Source organism: Thiobacillus thiophilus (assembly GCF_055378705.1).
This window is the reverse complement of record NZ_AP042404.1, coordinates 766,452-783,708: the sequence shown is the minus strand read 5'-3', so window position 1 is coordinate 783,708 and position 17,257 is coordinate 766,452. Positions and strand designations below refer to the sequence as shown.

Genomic DNA, 17,257 nt, shown 5'->3' with positions numbered 1-17,257 from the left:
TGTGTCTCTGTGGTTAGTGGTTAAAACGTTTAATTAAGGAGCCGATATGATTCGCTCACTATGGATTGCCAAGACCGGCCTGGATGCGCAGCAGGCGCAGATGGACGTGATTTCCAATAACCTCGCCAACGTCAGCACCAGCGGCTTCAAACGTGCGCGCGCGGTGTTCGAGGATCTGCTTTACCAGACCATTCGTCAGCCCGGCGCGCAGTCGTCCGAACAGACACAACTGCCGTCTGGCCTGCAGATCGGTACGGGGGTCAAGCCGGTGGCGACCGAGCGCATCTTTACCCAGGGCAACCTGCAGCAGACCGACAACGCCAAGGATGTGGCAATCCAGGGCAACGGCTTCTTCCAGGTGCTGATGCCGGACGGCACTACCGCCTACAGCCGGGACGGTTCGTTCCAGGCCGACGCCGACGGCCAGCTGGTCACCTCCAGCGGCTACGCGGTGCAGCCTGCCATCACCATTCCGGCCGACACGCAAAGTCTGACCATCGCGCGCGACGGCACAGTGTCGGTGCAGCAGGCAGGATCGGTCACGCCTGTCACGGTCGGCACTCTGCAGCTGGCGATGTTCATCAACCCGGCCGGTCTGCAGAGCCTGGGCGAGAACCTCTACAGCGAAACCGCCTCGTCCGGCGCCCCAAGCTCCAATGCACCAGGCAGCAACGGTGCCGGCCTGCTCAATCAGGGCTACGTCGAAACCTCCAATGTCAACGTTGTGGAAGAGCTGGTCAACATGATCCAGGCCCAGCGCGCGTACGAGATCAACAGCAAGGCCATCCAGACATCCGACCAGATGCTGCAGCGTCTGACCCAGACGTGAGACTGGCGATGACTATCTTGCGTTCACTTGGCGTGTTCGGTTTGCTGTTGGGGCTGGCGGGTTGCGGCACCACGCCGACGTCCATCGTCGAGAAGCCGACCACCGCACGATCGCAGGCGCAGCCCGTACCGGTGTCCAACAATGGTGCCATCTACCGGGCGGCGGTCTATCGCCCGCTGTTCGAGGACCGGCGGGCGGGCCAGGTCGGCGACGTGCTGACCATCGTCATCAACGAAAAGACCCAGGCGGGCAAGCAGGCGTCGTCCAATGCATCGAAAACCAGTGAGGTCGACTCGTCGATCAGCGCAGTCGCGGGTTTGCCGCTGAAGATGTTTCAGGGGCTGGGGGTGAACGCCGAAGCATCGAATACCTATGACGACAAGTCGGCACTCAATTCCAGCAATACCTTCAGCGGCAGCGTCACTGTCACCGTGATCGAAGTGCTGCCCAACGGCAACCTGCTCATCGCCGGCGAAAAGCAGATCGCGCTCGACAAAGGAACCGAATACATCCGCCTGTCGGGCGTGGTACAGCCCGACACCATCCAGGCAGACAACACCGTGTCGTCGACCAGGGTGGCAGACGCGCGCCTCGAATACCGCACCAGCGCCAAATTCGACACGGCCGAAGTGATGGGCTGGCTGGGACGCTTTTTCCTGAGTTTCATCCCTTTATAAAACCGAACCCTTCACCACAGAGACACGGAGGCACAGAGATGATTGAAGAAACGATGGGGTGTCGCGCGTGCAATCGCCCGATGGGTGACGCAGGCAGGCGAAGCAATCCATTTGTTCTTCTCTGTGCCCCTGTGCCTCTGTGGTTCAATTTTTCAGGATAAATGGTGGATACCATGACCATTCCACGTCTGCTCATGCTGGCCGTGCTGTTGCTCTCCGGCATGGCGCATGCCGAGCGCATCAAGGACATCGCCGCCATCCAGGGTGTGCGCATCAACCAGCTGGTGGGCTACGGTCTGGTGGTGGGCCTGGACGGCAGCGGCGACCAGACCACGCAGACGCCTTTCACCGTTCAGAGCGTCACCAACATGCTGACGCAAATGGGCGTCAACCTGCCGACAGGCGTGAGCATGCAGCTGAAGAACGTCGCCGCGGTGATGGTGACGGCCGAGCTGCCGCCATTTGCTCAGGCCGGCCAGGCTATCGACATCACGGTGTCGTCGATCGGCAATGCCAAGAGCCTGCGCGGCGGCACCCTGGTGATGGCCCCTCTGAAAGGCGCCGACGGCCAGGTCTACGCGATGGCGCAGGGCAACCTGGTGGTCGGTGGCGCCGGCGCCTCGGCCAACGGCAGCCAGGTGCAGATCAACCATCTGAGCGTCGGCCGCATCCCCGCCGGCGCAACGGTCGAGCGCAGCATCGCCAGCACACTGGGCGAAGCGGGCAGCATCAATCTTGAATTACGACAAAGCGATTTCACCACCGCCAGCCGCGTGGTCGAAGCGGTGAATGCGCATTTTGGCCAGGACACCGCGCGCGCCCTCAACGGCCGCGTGATCCAGGTGAAGACGCCGCTCGGCGACGACGCGCGGGTGGCCTTCCTGGGCGCGATCGAAAGCCTCGACGTCAGCCCCGCGCAAGCCATGGCGAAGGTCATCATTAATGCGCGTACCGGTTCGGTGGTGATGAACCGGGCCGTCATGCTCGACCCCAGCGCGGTGTCGCACGGCAACCTGTCGGTGGTCATCAGCACCGAACCGGTCATCAGCCAGCCCGCGCCGTTCTCCAAGGGCCAAACCGTGGTCGCCGCGCAGTCGCAGATCGAAATCCGCCAGCAGCCGGGTGAAATCATGCTGCTGAAGGGCAGCGCTGCGCTCTCCGATGTGGTGAAGGCGCTCAATTCCATCGGCGCCACCCCGCAGGACCTGCTGGCGATCCTGCAGGCGCTGAAAGCGTCCGGCGCACTGCGCGCCGAGCTGGAGGTCATTTGATGGGCGTCGGCGGCGCCGACCTCTCCTCGAAATTTGCCCTCGATGTCCAGGGCGTCAACCAGCTCCGGCTCGATGCTAAAAACGCGTCACCCGAGTCGCTGAAGCAGGCAGCGCAGCAGTTCGAGGCGGTGTTCATGAACATGCTGATGAAAAGCATGCGCGAGGCAACCCCGCAGGACGGCATGTTCGATAGCGAACAGACCCGCATGTACACCTCCATGCTCGACCAGCAGCTGACGCAGCGCATGGCCAGCCGCGGTATCGGCCTGGCTGAGGTGATGGTGCGCCAGCTCTCCGGCGCGCTGGATGTGCCGCCGGGCGAGGATGCTGCGCAGGGCTTTCCTTTGAACGCCTCGCAAGGGAACTCCGATCCACTACGCGCTAAAGTCCCGCAAGGCGGGATGGAGTCGTATGTGCCGGGGCTGCCGGCAACGCCGGCTCGCAGCAGCGGGGACACACCGGCGCACGTCGAGGCCTTTGTGCAGCAGCTGCTGCCGCACGCCCAGGCGGCGAGCGCCAGCACCGGCATTCCCGCCCGCTTCATGCTGGGCCAGGCGGCACTCGAAACCGGCTGGGGCAAGGCTGAAATCCGCGGGGCCGACGGCCACAACAGTCACAACCTGTTCGGCATCAAGGCTGGCGCCAACTGGAAAGGCCAGACGGTCGATATCGTTACCACGGAATACGTCAACGGCCAGCCGCAGAAGCAGGTGGAATCCTTCCGCGCCTACGATTCCTACGCCGACTCCTTCCGCGACTACGCCAACCTGCTGCGCGGCAACGCACGCTACCAGAACGTGATCGTGCAGGGACAGGATGCCGCCGGCTTTGCCCAGGGCCTGCAGCAGGCCGGCTATGCTACCGACCCCAAATACGCCCAGAAGCTGATGAGCGTTATTCGCCTGGTCGAAACCACCTGATTCAAGAAACCGGCGAACCTGCCGATTCCTCCAGCAATCGCACTCGTTCCCTCCAATCCCGACTCGCGCGCATCGACAAAACATGGCAACCAGCATACTCAGCATCGGTCAGAGCGCACTTGCAGCCGCGCAGGCAGGCATCAACACGACTGGCCACAACATCGCGAATGCCGCAACGCCGGGCTTCAATCGCCAGGTCGTGGTGCAGAGCGCAGCCCAGCCGCAGAGTTACGGTTTTGGCTTCATGGGGCAGGGCACCGAGGTTTCCACGGTCAAGCGTGTTTACAGCGAGTTTCTCGGCAGCCAGGTACGCACCGCGCAGACCACGAAAAGCGGACTCGACAGCTATTACACCCAGATCAAGCAGATCGACAACATGCTGGCCGACCCCGCTTCCGGTCTGTCGCCCGCCTTGCAGGATTTTTTTAGCGGCACGCAGGAGATGTCCTCCAATCCCTCGTCGATTCCGGCGCGCCAGGCGGCGCTGTCATCGGCCGAATCGCTGGCCTCGGGTTTTCAGAGCATGGCCGGACGGCTCGACGAGATCGAGCAGGGCGTCAATAGCCAGATCACGTCGAGCGTCAGCGTCATCAACGGCTACGCGAAGCAGATCGCGCAACTGAACGATGCCATCGGCCGCGCCCAGGGCGCGACCGGCCAGCCCGCCAACGATCTTCTCGACCAGCGTGACCAGCTGATTCTCGACCTCAACAAGGAAACCAGGGCGACGGTCGTCAAGCAGGGCGACGGCGGCTACAACGTTTTCATCGGCAATGGTCAACCGCTGGTGGTCGGGGTGAGCACCCTCTCGCTCACCACTGTCGCCTCGCCCACCGACCCTGAAAGAATCGAGGTAGCCTACCAGACCGCCAATGGCCCCGTCATTATCGGCGAGTCCAGCCTTGGCGGCGGCAAGCTTGGCGGCGTGCTCGAATTCCGCAGCCAGACGCTTGAACCGGCGCAGCAGTCACTCGACGACCTCGCCATTGGCCTCGCCACCACGTTCAACGCCCAGCATCGCCTGGGGCAGGATATCGACGGCAACCTCGGCGGCAATTTCTTTTCTGCAACGAGCGCATCCGACTTTTCTGTGGCGATCACCGATCCCAGGCAGATCGCGGCAGCCGCGCCGATTCTTGCCGAGGCCGCAAGCACCAATAGCGGGACGGGGGCCATCAGCCCGGGCAGCGTAAACACGCCATCGCCTCCCGATGCCAATTTGCAGGAACCCGTCACGATCACATTCACCTCTCCCACGAGCTACAACGTGACGGGAATCGGGACGGGAGATCCGATCGGGGTTTCGTATACGCCCGGTGAAACGATTACCTATAACGGCTGGAGCGTCACGATCAGCGGCGCACCGGCCGACACCGACACCTTCACCGTGGGCCCCAACACCGGCGGCGTGGGCGACAACCGCAACGCCCTGCTGCTGGGTGCGCTGCAAACCGCCAATACCATGAATGGGGGCACCACCACTTACCAGGGCGCCTATTCGCAGATCGTTAGCCAGATCGGCAACAAGACCCGCGAACTCGAGGTGACCAGCAGTGCAGCAGGCAATCTCTTGTCCGAGGCGAACCTCTCGCTGCAGTCCGAATCGGGCGTCAACCTCGACGAAGAGGCGGCCAATCTGCTGCGTTACCAGCAGGCCTATCAGGCGGCCGGCAAGGTCATGCAGGCTGCCAGCGAGATGTTCGACGTACTGCTTTCGCTCGGCTGACAAGAAGGGAAACGAACATCATGCGTATCAGCACCCAAACCCTGTTTGAATCCGGCGCAGCTCAACTCGGTGAACTGCAGTCCAGCCTGGTCAGGACGGACCAGCAGATCGCCTCCGGCCGTCGCATCCTCACCCCGGCGGACGATCCGGTCGCTGCCGCGCGTGCGCTGGAAGTTTCGCAGTCGCAGTCGCGCAATACCCAGTACGGTGTCAACCGCCAGTATGCCAAAAGCGCGTTAAGCGAAATGGAAGGTACGCTGTCGGGCGTGACCGAGCTGATGCAGGACGTAAAAACCACCATCATCACGGCCGGCAATGGCACATTGAGCGATACGGAACGTGGCTTCCTGGCGACTGAATTGAGCGCGCGCCGGGATCAGTTGCTGGGGCTGGCCAACAGCCGCGATGGAATGGGCAACTATATGTTCTCCGGATTCCAGACCGCAACGCCCGCGTTTTCCAAAGACGCGCTCGGTGTGGTGACATATGACGGCGACGCGGGACAACGTCTGATTCAGGTCGATACCACGCGCCAGATGTCGGCCACTGCCCCCGGGTCGACCGTGTTCCAGGGCGGAGGGCAGGACGTATTCGCCACCCTGAGCGATCTCATCGCCTTGCTACAGACACCTGTAGTCGATGCCGCAGCCGCCACAGCGCTAACAAATGGGCTGGCAACCGCCAATACCAATATGGACCAGGCGCTGGATAACGTGCTCACGGTTCGCACCTCGGCCGGGTCGCGCCTGCAGGAGCTCGATGCCCTCGACTATGCGGGCGAGGACCGCCATATCCAGTACAGCCAGACCCTGTCCGACCTGCAGGACCTCGATTACAACGAGGCGCTGACACGGCTCTCGCAGCAGCAGTTCACGCTCGAAGCCGCGCAGCGCTCCTTCGTGACAGCCTCCGGCCTGTCGCTATTCAACTTCCTGTAAGCCCGGCCATGATTGCCAACGACATCTCGGCCAGCGAGCACCTGCGCGCGCAGGTGATGCACCTGCTGTCGGGGGTGTCGGAACACGGCGACCAGCATCTGGCCGAGGTGGAGCGCGACCTGGTACAGATGGACGTGTTGCTGGACGAGGCCATCAAAAAACTGTGTGCAAGCTTCATGGCGATCCATCGCGCTGTCGACCTGCAGCAGGAGGCCCTGGACGGCCTGCTGGCCGAAGGCAGGCTGGCGCCCGTGCATGCGGCGCGCTTCGAGATGCTGCGCGGCGAGATCAACCGGCATGTCGCCGCAGCGGTGACCGGCCTGCAGTTTCAAGACATGACCAGCCAGCTGATCGGCCGCATGGTGCAGCATCTGGCCGGGCTGCGCGGCGTGTTTGGCGCACTCGACGCGAGCGGCCCGGTTCTGCCGGAAAGCAACAATGAAGCCCTGCTGGCGATGCTGAGCCAGATCGGCAACCGGGTGGGGACGTGCTGCACCGAACGGGCAGGCGGCGTGCGCAGCACGGTGAACCAGCGCCACATGAACAGTGGCGACATCGAACTTTTTTGAAATGATGGAATATGCGGGCAGCGGTCCGAACATGGAAAGAGCGGGAGCGACAAAGATGAAAACAATACTTGCAGTGGACGACTCGGGCTCATTGCGCCAGATGCTGTCCTTCAGTCTTAAAGCCGCGGGCTATGGCGTGATCGAAGCGGTGGACGGCCAGGATGGCCTCGACAAGGCGAAGCAGCAGAAAGTCGACCTGGTGCTGACCGACCAGAACATGCCGGGCATGGACGGCTTGAGCCTGATCAGGGCGCTGCGCGCCATGAGGAATTACCAGAATGTGCCGATATTGATGCTGACCACGGAGTCCGGCGACGACATGAAGGCCATGGGTCGTGCCGCGGGGGCCAATGGCTGGCTGGTCAAGCCATTTGATCCGGCGCGGCTGACCGAGGTGGTGAAAAAGCTGATTGGCTGAGTCGCAGCCAGACGACACGTAACAATCCGCACAACAAAAACGGAGTTTCAGCATGACGATTGATATGAGCCAGTTCTACCAGGTTTTTTTCGACGAAGCGGATGAACTGCTCGCCGAAATGGAGAAGCTGTTGCTGGCTCTCGATGTATCCACACCCGATAGCGAGGATCTCAATGCGATCTTCCGCGCCGCCCATTCCATCAAGGGCGGCGCCGCCACGTTCGCTTTCAACGACATCACCGAAGTCACCCACATGCTGGAGTCGCTGCTCGACCGCATCCGCAAGGGCGAGATGGCGTTGACGTCCGAGCATGTGGAAGCCTTCCTGGTGTCGAAGGATATCCTGGTCATGCAAATGGATGGTCATCATCATGGTTCGAGCGTCGACCAGGATGCGGTGGGCAGCGTATGCCAGCGGCTGAAGGCGCTGTCGCAGGGCATGCTTCCGGAGACAACGGATGCCGTGGCGAGTCCGGCGCCTGCACCTGAATCCGTACCTGAACCCGCCAGGGCCGAGGCCGCACCGATTGCGGATGCGGACGGCAACTTTCACTTCCGTATCGAACTGCCCGAAGTGCCGCAGCGGGATGTGGATGCGCTGGCGACGGAACTGGGTTTGCTGGGAACGATCAGCCAGGAGAGTCTGGCCGACAAGCGCGTGGTGTTCACCCTGATCACCAGCGAGGGCCAGGACAGCATCGTGGCGATCTGCTCGTTCGTACTCGACCCGGACGACCTCAAGATTACGCATGGCGGTGCGGAAGGATCGCCGCAGGCAGCGGCGGAAACCAGCGCCGAACCGGAGCATGCCGATGCCAAACCATCGGCCGAAGATCCCGGCTATGGGATTTTCGAGCCGGAGAATACCGGCGCCGCCAGCGCGCCCGCCGTTACGGCCGAGGCGGCCAAAGCCGAGCCTGCGGCCGAGGCCAAGAACTTTGGCCGTCGGGCTTCAGACAAGGAAGGCACCAGCCAGGAATCCTCGTCGATCCGGGTCGGCATTGAAAAGGTCGACCAGCTGATCAACCTGGTCGGCGAACTGGTCATCACCCAGGCCATGATCGAGCAGCGTATCGGCGTGCTCGACCCCATCCATCACGAACGCCTTCTCAACAGCGTCGGCCAGCTTACCCGGAATACGCGCGACCTGCAGGAAGCGGTCATGTCGATCCGCATGATGCCGATGGATTACGTGTTCTCGCGTTTTCCGCGCATGGTGCGCGACCTCGCCGGCAAGCTGGGCAAGAAGGTCGATTTTGTCACGCGCGGTGCCGCCACCGAACTCGATAAGGGATTGATCGAGCGCATTGTCGATCCGCTCACCCACCTGGTGCGCAACAGCGTCGACCATGGCATCGAAATGCCCGAGAAGCGCCGTGCCGGTGGCAAGAGCGAAACCGGCAGGCTGACCCTGTCGGCCGCGCATCAGGGCGGCAATATCGTGATCGAGGTAAGCGATGATGGCGGCGGCCTGAATCGCGACCGGATTCTTGCCAAGGCGAAGCAGCAAGGTCTGGATGTATCGGACACGATGCCCAATGCCGATGTCTGGCAGCTCATTTTTGCCCCCGGTTTTTCCACCGCGGAAGTCGTCACCGACGTGTCCGGCCGTGGCGTCGGCATGGACGTGGTCAAGCGCAACATCGCGGCAATGGGCGGCACCGTCGATATCCGTTCCGTCCCCGGCGCCGGCACTACCATTGCCATCTCGCTGCCGCTGACCCTGGCGATTCTCGACGGCATGTCGGTAAAGGTGGGAGAAGAGGTGTACATCCTGCCACTCGGCTACGTCATCGAATCGTTGCAGCCGGCAGCTGCAGACGTCAAGGAAATCGCCGGCCAGGGCAAGGTGGTCAAGATCCGCGAAGAGTATTTACCACTGATTCCGCTGTACCGGATTTTTGACATCGAGCCGGGCTTTACCGACCCGACCCAAGGGATCGTCGTCATTCTCGAAGCCGACGGCAAAAAGGCAGCCCTGCTGGTCGACAGCCTGGTCGGGCAGCAGCAGGTCGTTGTCAAAAACCTCGAGTCGAATTTCCGCAAGGTGGCCGGCATTTCTGGCGCCACCATTCTGGGGGATGGCGGTGTTTCCCTGATTCTCGATGTTTCCGCACTCTTGCGCTCCAGCCGCCAGCTCAACGCCGACCCCGTTTTTTTCTGAGGCCAGATAAGGATCAAAGCCATGTCGTATAGCACGCAGACACAAGCAAAAGCCGAAGCCGGGGAGGCTGCCGGAAAAGAGTTTCTGGCCTTCACCCTGGGGCAGGAAGAATACGGCATCGACATCCTGCGGGTGCAGGAGATTCGCGGTTACGAGCCGGTCACGCGGATTGCCAACGCGCCCGACTTCATCAAGGGCGTGGTCAATCTGCGCGGCATCATCGTGCCGGTCGTCGACATGCGCATCAAGTTCAGTCTGGGCACCCCCACCTACGACCAGTTCACCGTGGTGATCATTCTGAACATTGCCGGCCGCGTGATGGGCATGGTGGTGGACAGCGTCTCCGACGTCACCACGCTGTCCCCCGGCCAGGTAAAGCCCGCTCCGGAAATGGGGACGACCTTCGACAGCGATTACCTCATCGGCCTTGGTACGCTCAGTGAGCGCATGCTGATTCTGGTGGACATCGACAAGCTCATGTCCAGCAGCGAAATGGGTCTGATCGAAAAAATCGCAGCCTGAAAATCCGTTCAAACCAATACGCACACCATAACCAGGGAGCTTTGTAAATGTTTAAAAACCTGAGTATCAAGGCACGTTTGATCTTCATCATGTCCTTTATGTCCGTCATGTTGCTGGGGGGCGCAGCCATCGGCTTGTATGGGATCAGTGAAAACGGGAAGGGGATCAAAACCATTTACGAGGACCGCACGGTTCCGCTGATGGATCTGGGGCGCATCATCGATATGGTCAACCGTACCCGCGCCAATACAATAATTACGGCCAATGCGGGCATGCCGGGCGTGGCCGAAGCCGCTAATGCGGAAACGTTGATGCTGGACGGGGAGATCGACAAGCTCTGGGCAAAATACATGAGCGCCACGCTGACCCCGGAGGAAAAGCAACTGACGGATGCGTTCGCGCCCCAGTGGAAATCCTATCAGACATCGCGCAACGTCACCCTGAAGCTGGTAATGGAAGATGGAGACCTTGCCGCAGCCCAGGAAAACGCCGCCAGCGATGCCGGCCCGAAATTTGCCGCTGCGCGTGAAACCCTATTCAAGCTGATCGAGTTGCAGGGCGCGGTCGCCAAGCGGGAATTCAATCAGGCACATGACCGCAGCGTAAGCATTCGCAACTTTGCCATCGTTGCGGTCACCGTTGGCCTGGCCCTGGCGGCATGGCTGAGTTTTTCCCTGATTCGTGCCATCACCCGTCCGCTGGATGCCGCCGTGAAACTGGCGCGCGGCGTTGCCGAAGGCGATCTGACGCAGAATATCGACGTCCATTCGACGGACGAAATCGGCCAGTTGATGCAGGCGCTGAAAGACATGAACGACAGCCTGGTGCGAGTGGTCGGCCAGGTGCGCACCGGCACCGACACCGTCGCCACCGCGTCGAGCCAGATTGCCGCCGGCAACCTCGACCTGTCGTCGCGTACCGAGCAGCAGGCGTCGAGCCTGGAAGAGACCGCCAGCTCGATGGAAGAACTGACCAGCACCGTCAAGCAGAACGCCGAGAACGCCCGCCAGGCCAACCAGCTGGTGGGGTCCACCGCCGACATTGCGGTCAAGGGTGGGGCGGTCGTCGGCCAGGTCGTCGACACCATGGCGTCGATCAAGGACAGCTCGCGCAAGATTGCCGACATCATCGGCGTCATCGACGGCATCGCCTTCCAGACCAACATCCTCGCGCTGAACGCCGCGGTCGAAGCCGCGCGGGCCGGCGAACAGGGTCGCGGCTTTGCCGTCGTCGCCTCCGAAGTACGCAACCTGGCGCAGCGCAGCGCGAGCGCCGCCAAGGAGATCAAGACCCTGATCGAGGACTCCGTCGGCAAGGTCGACGCCGGCGGCAAGCTGGTCGACGAAGCCGGCAAGACCATGGGCGAGATCGTCAGCTCGGTCAAGCGCGTCACCGACATCATGAGCGAGATTGCTGCGGCGAGCCAGGAACAGAGTTCCGGCATCGAACAGGTCAACCAGGCCATCACCCAGATGGATCAAGTGACCCAGCAGAACGCCGCCCTGGTCGAAGAAGCGGCTGCGGCGGCCGAGAGTCTGCAGGATCAGGCCGGCAAGCTCACCGAGGCGGTGAGCGTGTTCAAGCTGGAGAGTGGGGCGTACAGCGTGCAGCCGGCGTCTCCGGTTCGGCAGGGCGCCACGACAGCCTTGCCGAAGCCAAAGGGCGCGCCGGCCAGAATGATCGCGAGCCCGAAGAAGCTGGCGGTCGCCGGCGGTGGTGGTGACGAGGAGTGGGAAGAGTTCTGAGGCACCGAAATTCGGGGCGATCAAGAATATAAAAAGCATGTCAGGCAACATACCTACATCGAACAGCATGCAGGGACCCGGAGAGGTCGCCGGAAAAGAGTTTCTGGCCTTCACCCTGGGGCAGGAAGAATACGGCATCGACATCCTGCGGGTGCAGGAGATTCGCGGTTACGAGCCGGTCACGCGGATTGCCAACGCGCCCGACTTCATCAAGGGCGTGGTCAATCTGCGCGGCATCATCGTGCCGGTCGTCGACATGCGCATCAAGTTCAGTCTGGGCACCCCCACCTACGACCAGTTCACCGTGGTGATCATTCTGAACATTGCCGGCCGCGTGATGGGCATGGTGGTGGACAGCGTCTCCGACGTCACCACGCTGTCCCCCGGCCAGGTAAAGCCCGCTCCGGAAATGGGGACGATCTTCGACAGCGATTACCTCATCGGCCTTGGTACGCGCAGTGAGCGCATGCTGATTCTGGTGGACATCGACAAGCTCATGTCCAGCAGCGAAATGGGTCTGATCGAAAAAATCGCAGCCTGAAAATCTGCTTAAATACTTAACATAATCCGAGAGCTCAAAATGTTTAAAAACATGAAACTGGTCGTCAAATTGCCATTGGCGTTTATCAGTGTGATGCTCCTGACTGCGGCACCCGCACTGTTCGGGATTTATCAACTCAATCAGTCATTGAACACCTACAGCACAACGGTACAAGGAAGCTACGCTAACGAGCGTGCTGCCAACGTGATATTGAATGGGTTCAAAATCCAGGTACAGGAATGGAAGAACACGCTGTTGCGTGGGCAGGATCCTGGACAACTCGACAAATACTGGTCGGCATTCGTCAAACAGGAGCGCGAAGTTGTTGAAGGGGCAATGAAACTGCATGAAACCCTGCCCGAAGGGGAGAGTAAATCACTGATAAAGCAGTTTATAGAGGCCCACTCCCAGATGGCCACTGGCTATCGCAGCGGTGTTGAAACATTCAAGGCGGCAGGCTTTGATTCCAGTGCGGGGGATGACGCAGTAAAAGGGATGGATCGCCAGCCCACCCAACTGTTGGAGAAGGCCAGTGAGGCAATCGCGGCTGATGCGGCGGCGGCGGCGATTCAAGCAGAAAAAGATGGCAGCCGCGCCACGGCCATCAGTTTGATCCTGATCGCTGCTTCCTTCCTTGTCGCTGTCATGTTCAGCATTTTTGTGAGTCGTCTTGTCACGCGGCCATTGGAAAAACTGGTGGTAGTGGCGAGCAACGTGGCGCAGGGCGATCTGACTACTCATATCGACGTGCATTCCAATGACGAAATCGGCCAGTTGATGCAGGCGCTGAAAGACATGAACGACAGCCTGGTGCGGGTGGTCGGCCAGGTGCGCACCGGCACCGACACCGTCGCCACCGCGTCGAGCCAGATTGCCGCCGGCAACCTCGATCTGTCGTCGCGTACCGAGCAGCAGGCGTCGAGCCTGGAAGAGACCGCCAGCTCGATGGAAGAACTGACCAGCACCGTCAAGCAGAACGCCGAGAACGCCCGCCAGGCCAACCAGCTGGTGGGGTCCACCGCCGACATTGCGGTCAAGGGTGGGGCGGTCGTCGGCCAGGTCGTCGACACCATGGCGTCGATCAAGGACAGCTCGCGCAAGATTGCCGACATCATCGGCGTCATCGACGGCATCGCCTTCCAGACCAACATCCTCGCGCTGAACGCCGCGGTCGAAGCCGCGCGGGCCGGCGAACAGGGTCGCGGCTTTGCCGTCGTCGCCTCCGAAGTACGCAACCTGGCGCAGCGCAGCGCGAGCGCCGCCAAGGAGATCAAGACCCTGATCGAGGACTCCGTCGGCAAGGTCGACGCCGGCGGCAAGCTGGTCGACGAAGCCGGCAAGACCATGGGCGAGATCGTCAGCTCGGTCAAGCGCGTCACCGACATCATGAGCGAGATTGCTGCGGCGAGCCAGGAACAGAGTTCCGGCATCGAACAGGTCAACCAGGCCATCACCCAGATGGATCAAGTGACCCAGCAGAACGCCGCCCTGGTCGAAGAAGCGGCTGCGGCGGCCGAGAGTCTGCAGGATCAGGCCGGCAAGCTCACCGAGGCGGTGAGCGTGTTCAAGCTGGAGAGTGGGGCGTACAGCGTGCAGCCAGTATCTCCGGTTCGGCAGGGCGCCACGACAGGCTTGCCGAAGCCAAAGGGCGCGCCGGCCAGAATGATCGCGAGCCCGAAGAAGCTGGCGGTTGCCGGCGGCAGCAGCGAAGAGTGGGAAGCGTTCTGAGTAGTGCTAATCGCAGTCAGGCGCTTCCTGTAGGAGGCCCGCCCTCGGGCCGAAGCTGTAGAGGCGCCGACGGTTCAATTGTTTGAACAAGATGCAAGGGACACAAAATGTTGGCGAATCTGACTATCAAATCGCGGTTGGTCTTTGTGATCGGCTTTCTCTCCATGCTGCTGGTAGGCATCGGGATCATGGGTCTGGCCAGCCTGAGCTCCACCAACAGCGCGCTCAAGAGCGTCTACGAGGACAGAGTGGTCGCGGTGGGGCAGCTGGAACGCATCACTTCGATGATCAATGAAAACCAGATCGTCGTTGGCGAAGCGGTTGTCGGTCAGCTATCGGCGTTCCCTGAAGACGTAGCGGTGGTCGACGAGCAGGTGATCAAGGCTCGGGCGGTGATCGAGGAAATCAATACCATCTGGAAGGCCTACATGGCCAACCGGCTGACTGCCGAAGAAACCAAACTCGCCGAAGTCTTCAATGCCAATCGCATTGCTTATGGCCTGTCGGGCTTGAACCCGGCGCTGGCCGCCTTGTCTGGTCATGATTTCCAGCAAGCCAGCGAAGTCCTGCAGGGAGAGATGAAAACGGCCTACCCGAAAGTACGCGAAAGCGCGGAAGCGCTGATTGCATTGCAGCTCGCGGTTGCCAAAAGCGAGTTCGAGGCGGCGCAAAGCCGTTATATCATGGTGCGCAATATCTCCATGGCGATCATTGTGTTCGGCGTGCTGCTGGCCACCCTGATTGGCTTCTTGCTGATCCGCGCCATCACCGGCCCGCTGAACGCTGCGGTGAAGCTGGCACGCGGCGTGGCCGCGGGCGATTTGACGCAATGCATCGAGGTCAGCTCGACGAATGAGGTCGGTCAGCTGTTGCAGGCACTGAAAGACATGAATGACAGCCTGGTCGGCGTGGTCGGTCAGGTGCGCAACGGTGTCGACATCGTCGCCCACGCATCGAGCCAGATTGCCGCCGGCAACCTCGACCTGTCGTCGCGTACCGAGCAGCAGGCGTCGAGCCTGGAAGAGACCGCCAGCTCAATGGAAGAACTGACCAGCACCGTCAAGCAGAACGCCGAGAATGCCCGTCAGGCCAACCAGCTGGTGGGGTCCACCGCCGACATCGCGGTCAAGGGAGGGGCGGTCGTCGGCCAGGTGATCGACACCATGGCGTCGATCAAGGGTAGCTCGCGCAAGATTGCCGACATCATCGGCGTCATCGACGGCATCGCCTTCCAGACCAACATCCTCGCGCTGAACGCCGCGGTCGAAGCCGCGCGGGCCGGCGAACAGGGTCGCGGCTTTGCCGTCGTCGCCTCCGAAGTACGCAACCTGGCGCAGCGCAGCGCGAGCGCCGCCAAGGAGATCAAGACCCTGATCGAGGACTCCGTCGGCAAGGTCGACGCCGGCGGCAAGCTGGTCGACGAAGCCGGCAAGACCATGGGCGAGATCGTCAGCTCGGTCAAGCGCGTCACCGACATCATGAGCGAGATTGCTGCGGCGAGCCAGGAACAGAGTTCCGGCATCGAGCAGGTTAACCAGGCCATTACCCAGATGGACGACGTGACCCAGCAGAACGCCGCCCTGGTGGAAGAGGCGGCTGCGGCAGCCGAGAGCATGCAGGATCAGGCGGCCAAGCTCACCGAGATGGTGAGCGTGTTCAAGCTGGAGAGTGGGGCGTACAGCGTGCAGCCGGCGTCTCCGGTCCGGCAGGGCGCCACGACAGCCTTGCCGAAGCCAAAGGGCGCGCCGGCCAGAATGATCGCGAGCCCGAAGAAGCTGGCGGCTGCCGGCGGCAGCAATGAGGAGTGGGAAGAGTTTTGAGCGACCGCTTGAAACAAGCTTTGTCCAAGGTACAAAGCCCCCATTCGTTTTCGGTATAAACATCCGATTCAATAAATAGCCGGCACCATTGCTTCGGGATCGCTTGTGATGAAACATGGGATGGGGAAAAGTATTGCGACGCTGATAGCCGGCACACTACTCGTGGTTCCCGCTTGCGCGATGGGCGCCGAAGCCGCAATCGAGGCACAGCAAACGCCTGCTGTCGACAACGGCATCGCTTTCGGATTTCTGTACAGGGCCGATGTTCTTTCCAACGTCTCTGGCGGCTTGAAGCAGGGAACGACCGCGTTGGGAAACCTTGACGTCAAGCTCGGTTTCGACCTCGACAAACTGATTGGCTGGGATGGGGTTTCGGTGGGTTTGCACGGCATCGCGAGCCATGGCGGAAAACCCAACGCCAACCTTGTCGGGAGCAGCCAGGGCGTCGACAACATCGAGGTCGATACCAATGCCGCGAAGCTTTTCCAGGCATGGATCCAGAAGCAGTTCCTAAATGAGAAGCTGTCTGCGCTGTTCGGCCTGTACGACCTCAATTCCGAGTTTTACGTCAGCCACAGCGCGGGGATTTTTCTCCACCCGTCTCCCGGCATCGGCTCCGAATTTGCTCAAACCGGGCTGAACGGACCTTCGGTCTTTCCCACCAGCTCCGTGGGTTTGCGCGTGGGCTATCTCCCCACTCCCGAAACCTATGTGCAGGCGGTCGTTCTGGATGGCGTTCCGGGCGACCCCGACAACCCGCGTGGCACCCACATTCAGTTTAACGATGGCGATGGCGCATTGCGTGTCGTCGAGGTGGGCTATAGCCCGGGAAAAGTCCAAGGAGGGGAATCGGCCAGTCCCGGCCAGGTTGACAAATATGCCGTGGGTGCCTGGTCCTATACCAGCCGGTTTGCAGATTTGGTGGACGTCGACGAAGTGGGCGACCCGCTGATGCGAAAGGGCAATAAGGGTTTTTATGTGCTGGCCGAGCGGACGCTTTATCGCGGAACGCGCAATCCCGACAGCCATGCCGATGGCTTCATCCGCTATGGCCGGGCCAATGCCGATTTCAACCAGTTTTCCAGCTACTTTCAGACTGGGCTGGTCTTCAGCGGAATGGTTGCCGGCCGCAGCGAAGACCAGTTTGCCGTGTCCTACGGTACTGCCCGCACCGGAGACAAGCACCGCCGGGCCGCGTCCATTGCCGGCGCGGAGGCGACGTCTCATGAGTCGGTTTGGGAAGCGACCTACCGTGCGCACGTGGCGCCATGGCTGAGCGTGCAGCCGAACATCCAGTATGTGATCAATCCGGGGGCCGACGCACAGATCAAGAATTCGACAGTGCTGGGTGTTCGTTTTGAAATGTCCGGAGAGAAATAATCAAATGTT

15 protein-coding genes are annotated in these 17,257 nt (G+C 61.3%); all 15 read left to right on the top strand.

Annotation, left to right across the window (positions count from 1 at the left end; translation table 11 throughout):
- The first annotated feature begins 46 nt into the window (after window positions 1-46).
- The 15 genes from flgG to ACZ41T_RS03670 all read left to right on the top strand — a co-directional run bounded on the left by flgG (window position 47) and on the right by ACZ41T_RS03670 (window position 17,248).
- Complete coding sequence (flgG, locus tag ACZ41T_RS03740) at window positions 47-829, top strand: flagellar basal-body rod protein FlgG (protein ID WP_464923137.1); 783 nt, start codon at window positions 47-49, stop codon at window positions 827-829.
- An 8-nt stretch (window positions 830-837) separates the two neighbouring features.
- Window positions 838-1,506 (top strand): flagellar basal body L-ring protein FlgH, encoded by a 669-nt coding sequence (locus tag ACZ41T_RS03735; protein WP_464923136.1) that lies wholly within the window; start codon window positions 838-840, stop codon window positions 1,504-1,506.
- 173 nt (window positions 1,507-1,679) lie between these two features.
- Complete coding sequence (locus tag ACZ41T_RS03730) at window positions 1,680-2,777, top strand: flagellar basal body P-ring protein FlgI (RefSeq protein ID WP_464923135.1); 1,098 nt, start codon at window positions 1,680-1,682, stop codon at window positions 2,775-2,777.
- Entirely contained in the window at window positions 2,777-3,697 is a 921-nt protein-coding gene (gene flgJ / locus ACZ41T_RS03725; RefSeq protein ID WP_464923134.1) for a flagellar assembly peptidoglycan hydrolase FlgJ, read from the top strand. Before ACZ41T_RS03730 ends, flgJ begins: the two co-directional genes overlap by 1 nt.
- A gap of 82 nt (window positions 3,698-3,779) precedes the next feature.
- The gene (gene flgK, locus ACZ41T_RS03720; RefSeq protein ID WP_464923133.1) at window positions 3,780-5,423 is read left to right on the top strand and encodes a flagellar hook-associated protein FlgK; all 1,644 of its coding nucleotides are present in this window, start codon (window positions 3,780-3,782) and stop codon (window positions 5,421-5,423) included.
- A 20-nt stretch (window positions 5,424-5,443) separates the two neighbouring features.
- On the top strand, window positions 5,444-6,361 hold the full coding sequence (flgL, locus tag ACZ41T_RS03715) for a flagellar hook-associated protein FlgL (protein WP_464923132.1): 918 nt from the start codon (window positions 5,444-5,446) through the stop codon (window positions 6,359-6,361).
- Window positions 6,362-6,369: 8 nt separating this feature from the next.
- A complete protein-coding gene (locus tag ACZ41T_RS03710) occupies window positions 6,370-6,930 on the top strand; it encodes a chemotaxis protein (RefSeq protein WP_464923131.1) in 561 nt (186 codons plus the stop codon).
- Between the two features lie 55 nt (window positions 6,931-6,985).
- Window positions 6,986-7,348, top strand: a complete 363-nt coding sequence (locus ACZ41T_RS03705; protein WP_464923130.1) for a response regulator — start codon at window positions 6,986-6,988, stop codon at window positions 7,346-7,348.
- A gap of 52 nt (window positions 7,349-7,400) precedes the next feature.
- Window positions 7,401-9,512, top strand: a complete 2,112-nt coding sequence (gene cheA, locus ACZ41T_RS03700) for a chemotaxis protein CheA (protein ID WP_464923129.1) — start codon at window positions 7,401-7,403, stop codon at window positions 9,510-9,512.
- A gap of 21 nt (window positions 9,513-9,533) precedes the next feature.
- Window positions 9,534-10,034 carry a chemotaxis protein CheW gene (locus ACZ41T_RS03695; protein ID WP_464923128.1) on the top strand — a complete coding sequence of 167 codons (501 nt, stop codon included), beginning with the start codon at window positions 9,534-9,536 and terminating at the stop codon, window positions 10,032-10,034.
- A gap of 47 nt (window positions 10,035-10,081) precedes the next feature.
- A complete protein-coding gene (locus ACZ41T_RS03690) occupies window positions 10,082-11,779 on the top strand; it encodes a methyl-accepting chemotaxis protein (RefSeq protein WP_464923127.1) in 1,698 nt (565 codons plus the stop codon).
- Window positions 11,780-11,816: 37 nt separating this feature from the next.
- Window positions 11,817-12,320 carry a chemotaxis protein CheW gene (locus tag ACZ41T_RS03685; protein WP_464923126.1) on the top strand — a complete coding sequence of 168 codons (504 nt, stop codon included), beginning with the start codon at window positions 11,817-11,819 and terminating at the stop codon, window positions 12,318-12,320.
- A 51-nt stretch (window positions 12,321-12,371) separates the two neighbouring features.
- Window positions 12,372-14,048: a methyl-accepting chemotaxis protein gene (locus ACZ41T_RS03680; protein ID WP_464923125.1), complete on the top strand. Its 1,677-nt coding sequence runs from the start codon at window positions 12,372-12,374 to the stop codon at window positions 14,046-14,048.
- A 107-nt stretch (window positions 14,049-14,155) separates the two neighbouring features.
- Complete coding sequence (locus ACZ41T_RS03675) at window positions 14,156-15,868, top strand: methyl-accepting chemotaxis protein (protein ID WP_464923124.1); 1,713 nt, start codon at window positions 14,156-14,158, stop codon at window positions 15,866-15,868.
- A gap of 108 nt (window positions 15,869-15,976) precedes the next feature.
- On the top strand, window positions 15,977-17,248 hold the full coding sequence (locus ACZ41T_RS03670; protein WP_464923123.1) for a carbohydrate porin: 1,272 nt from the start codon (window positions 15,977-15,979) through the stop codon (window positions 17,246-17,248).
- Window positions 17,249-17,257 lie beyond the last annotated feature (9 nt).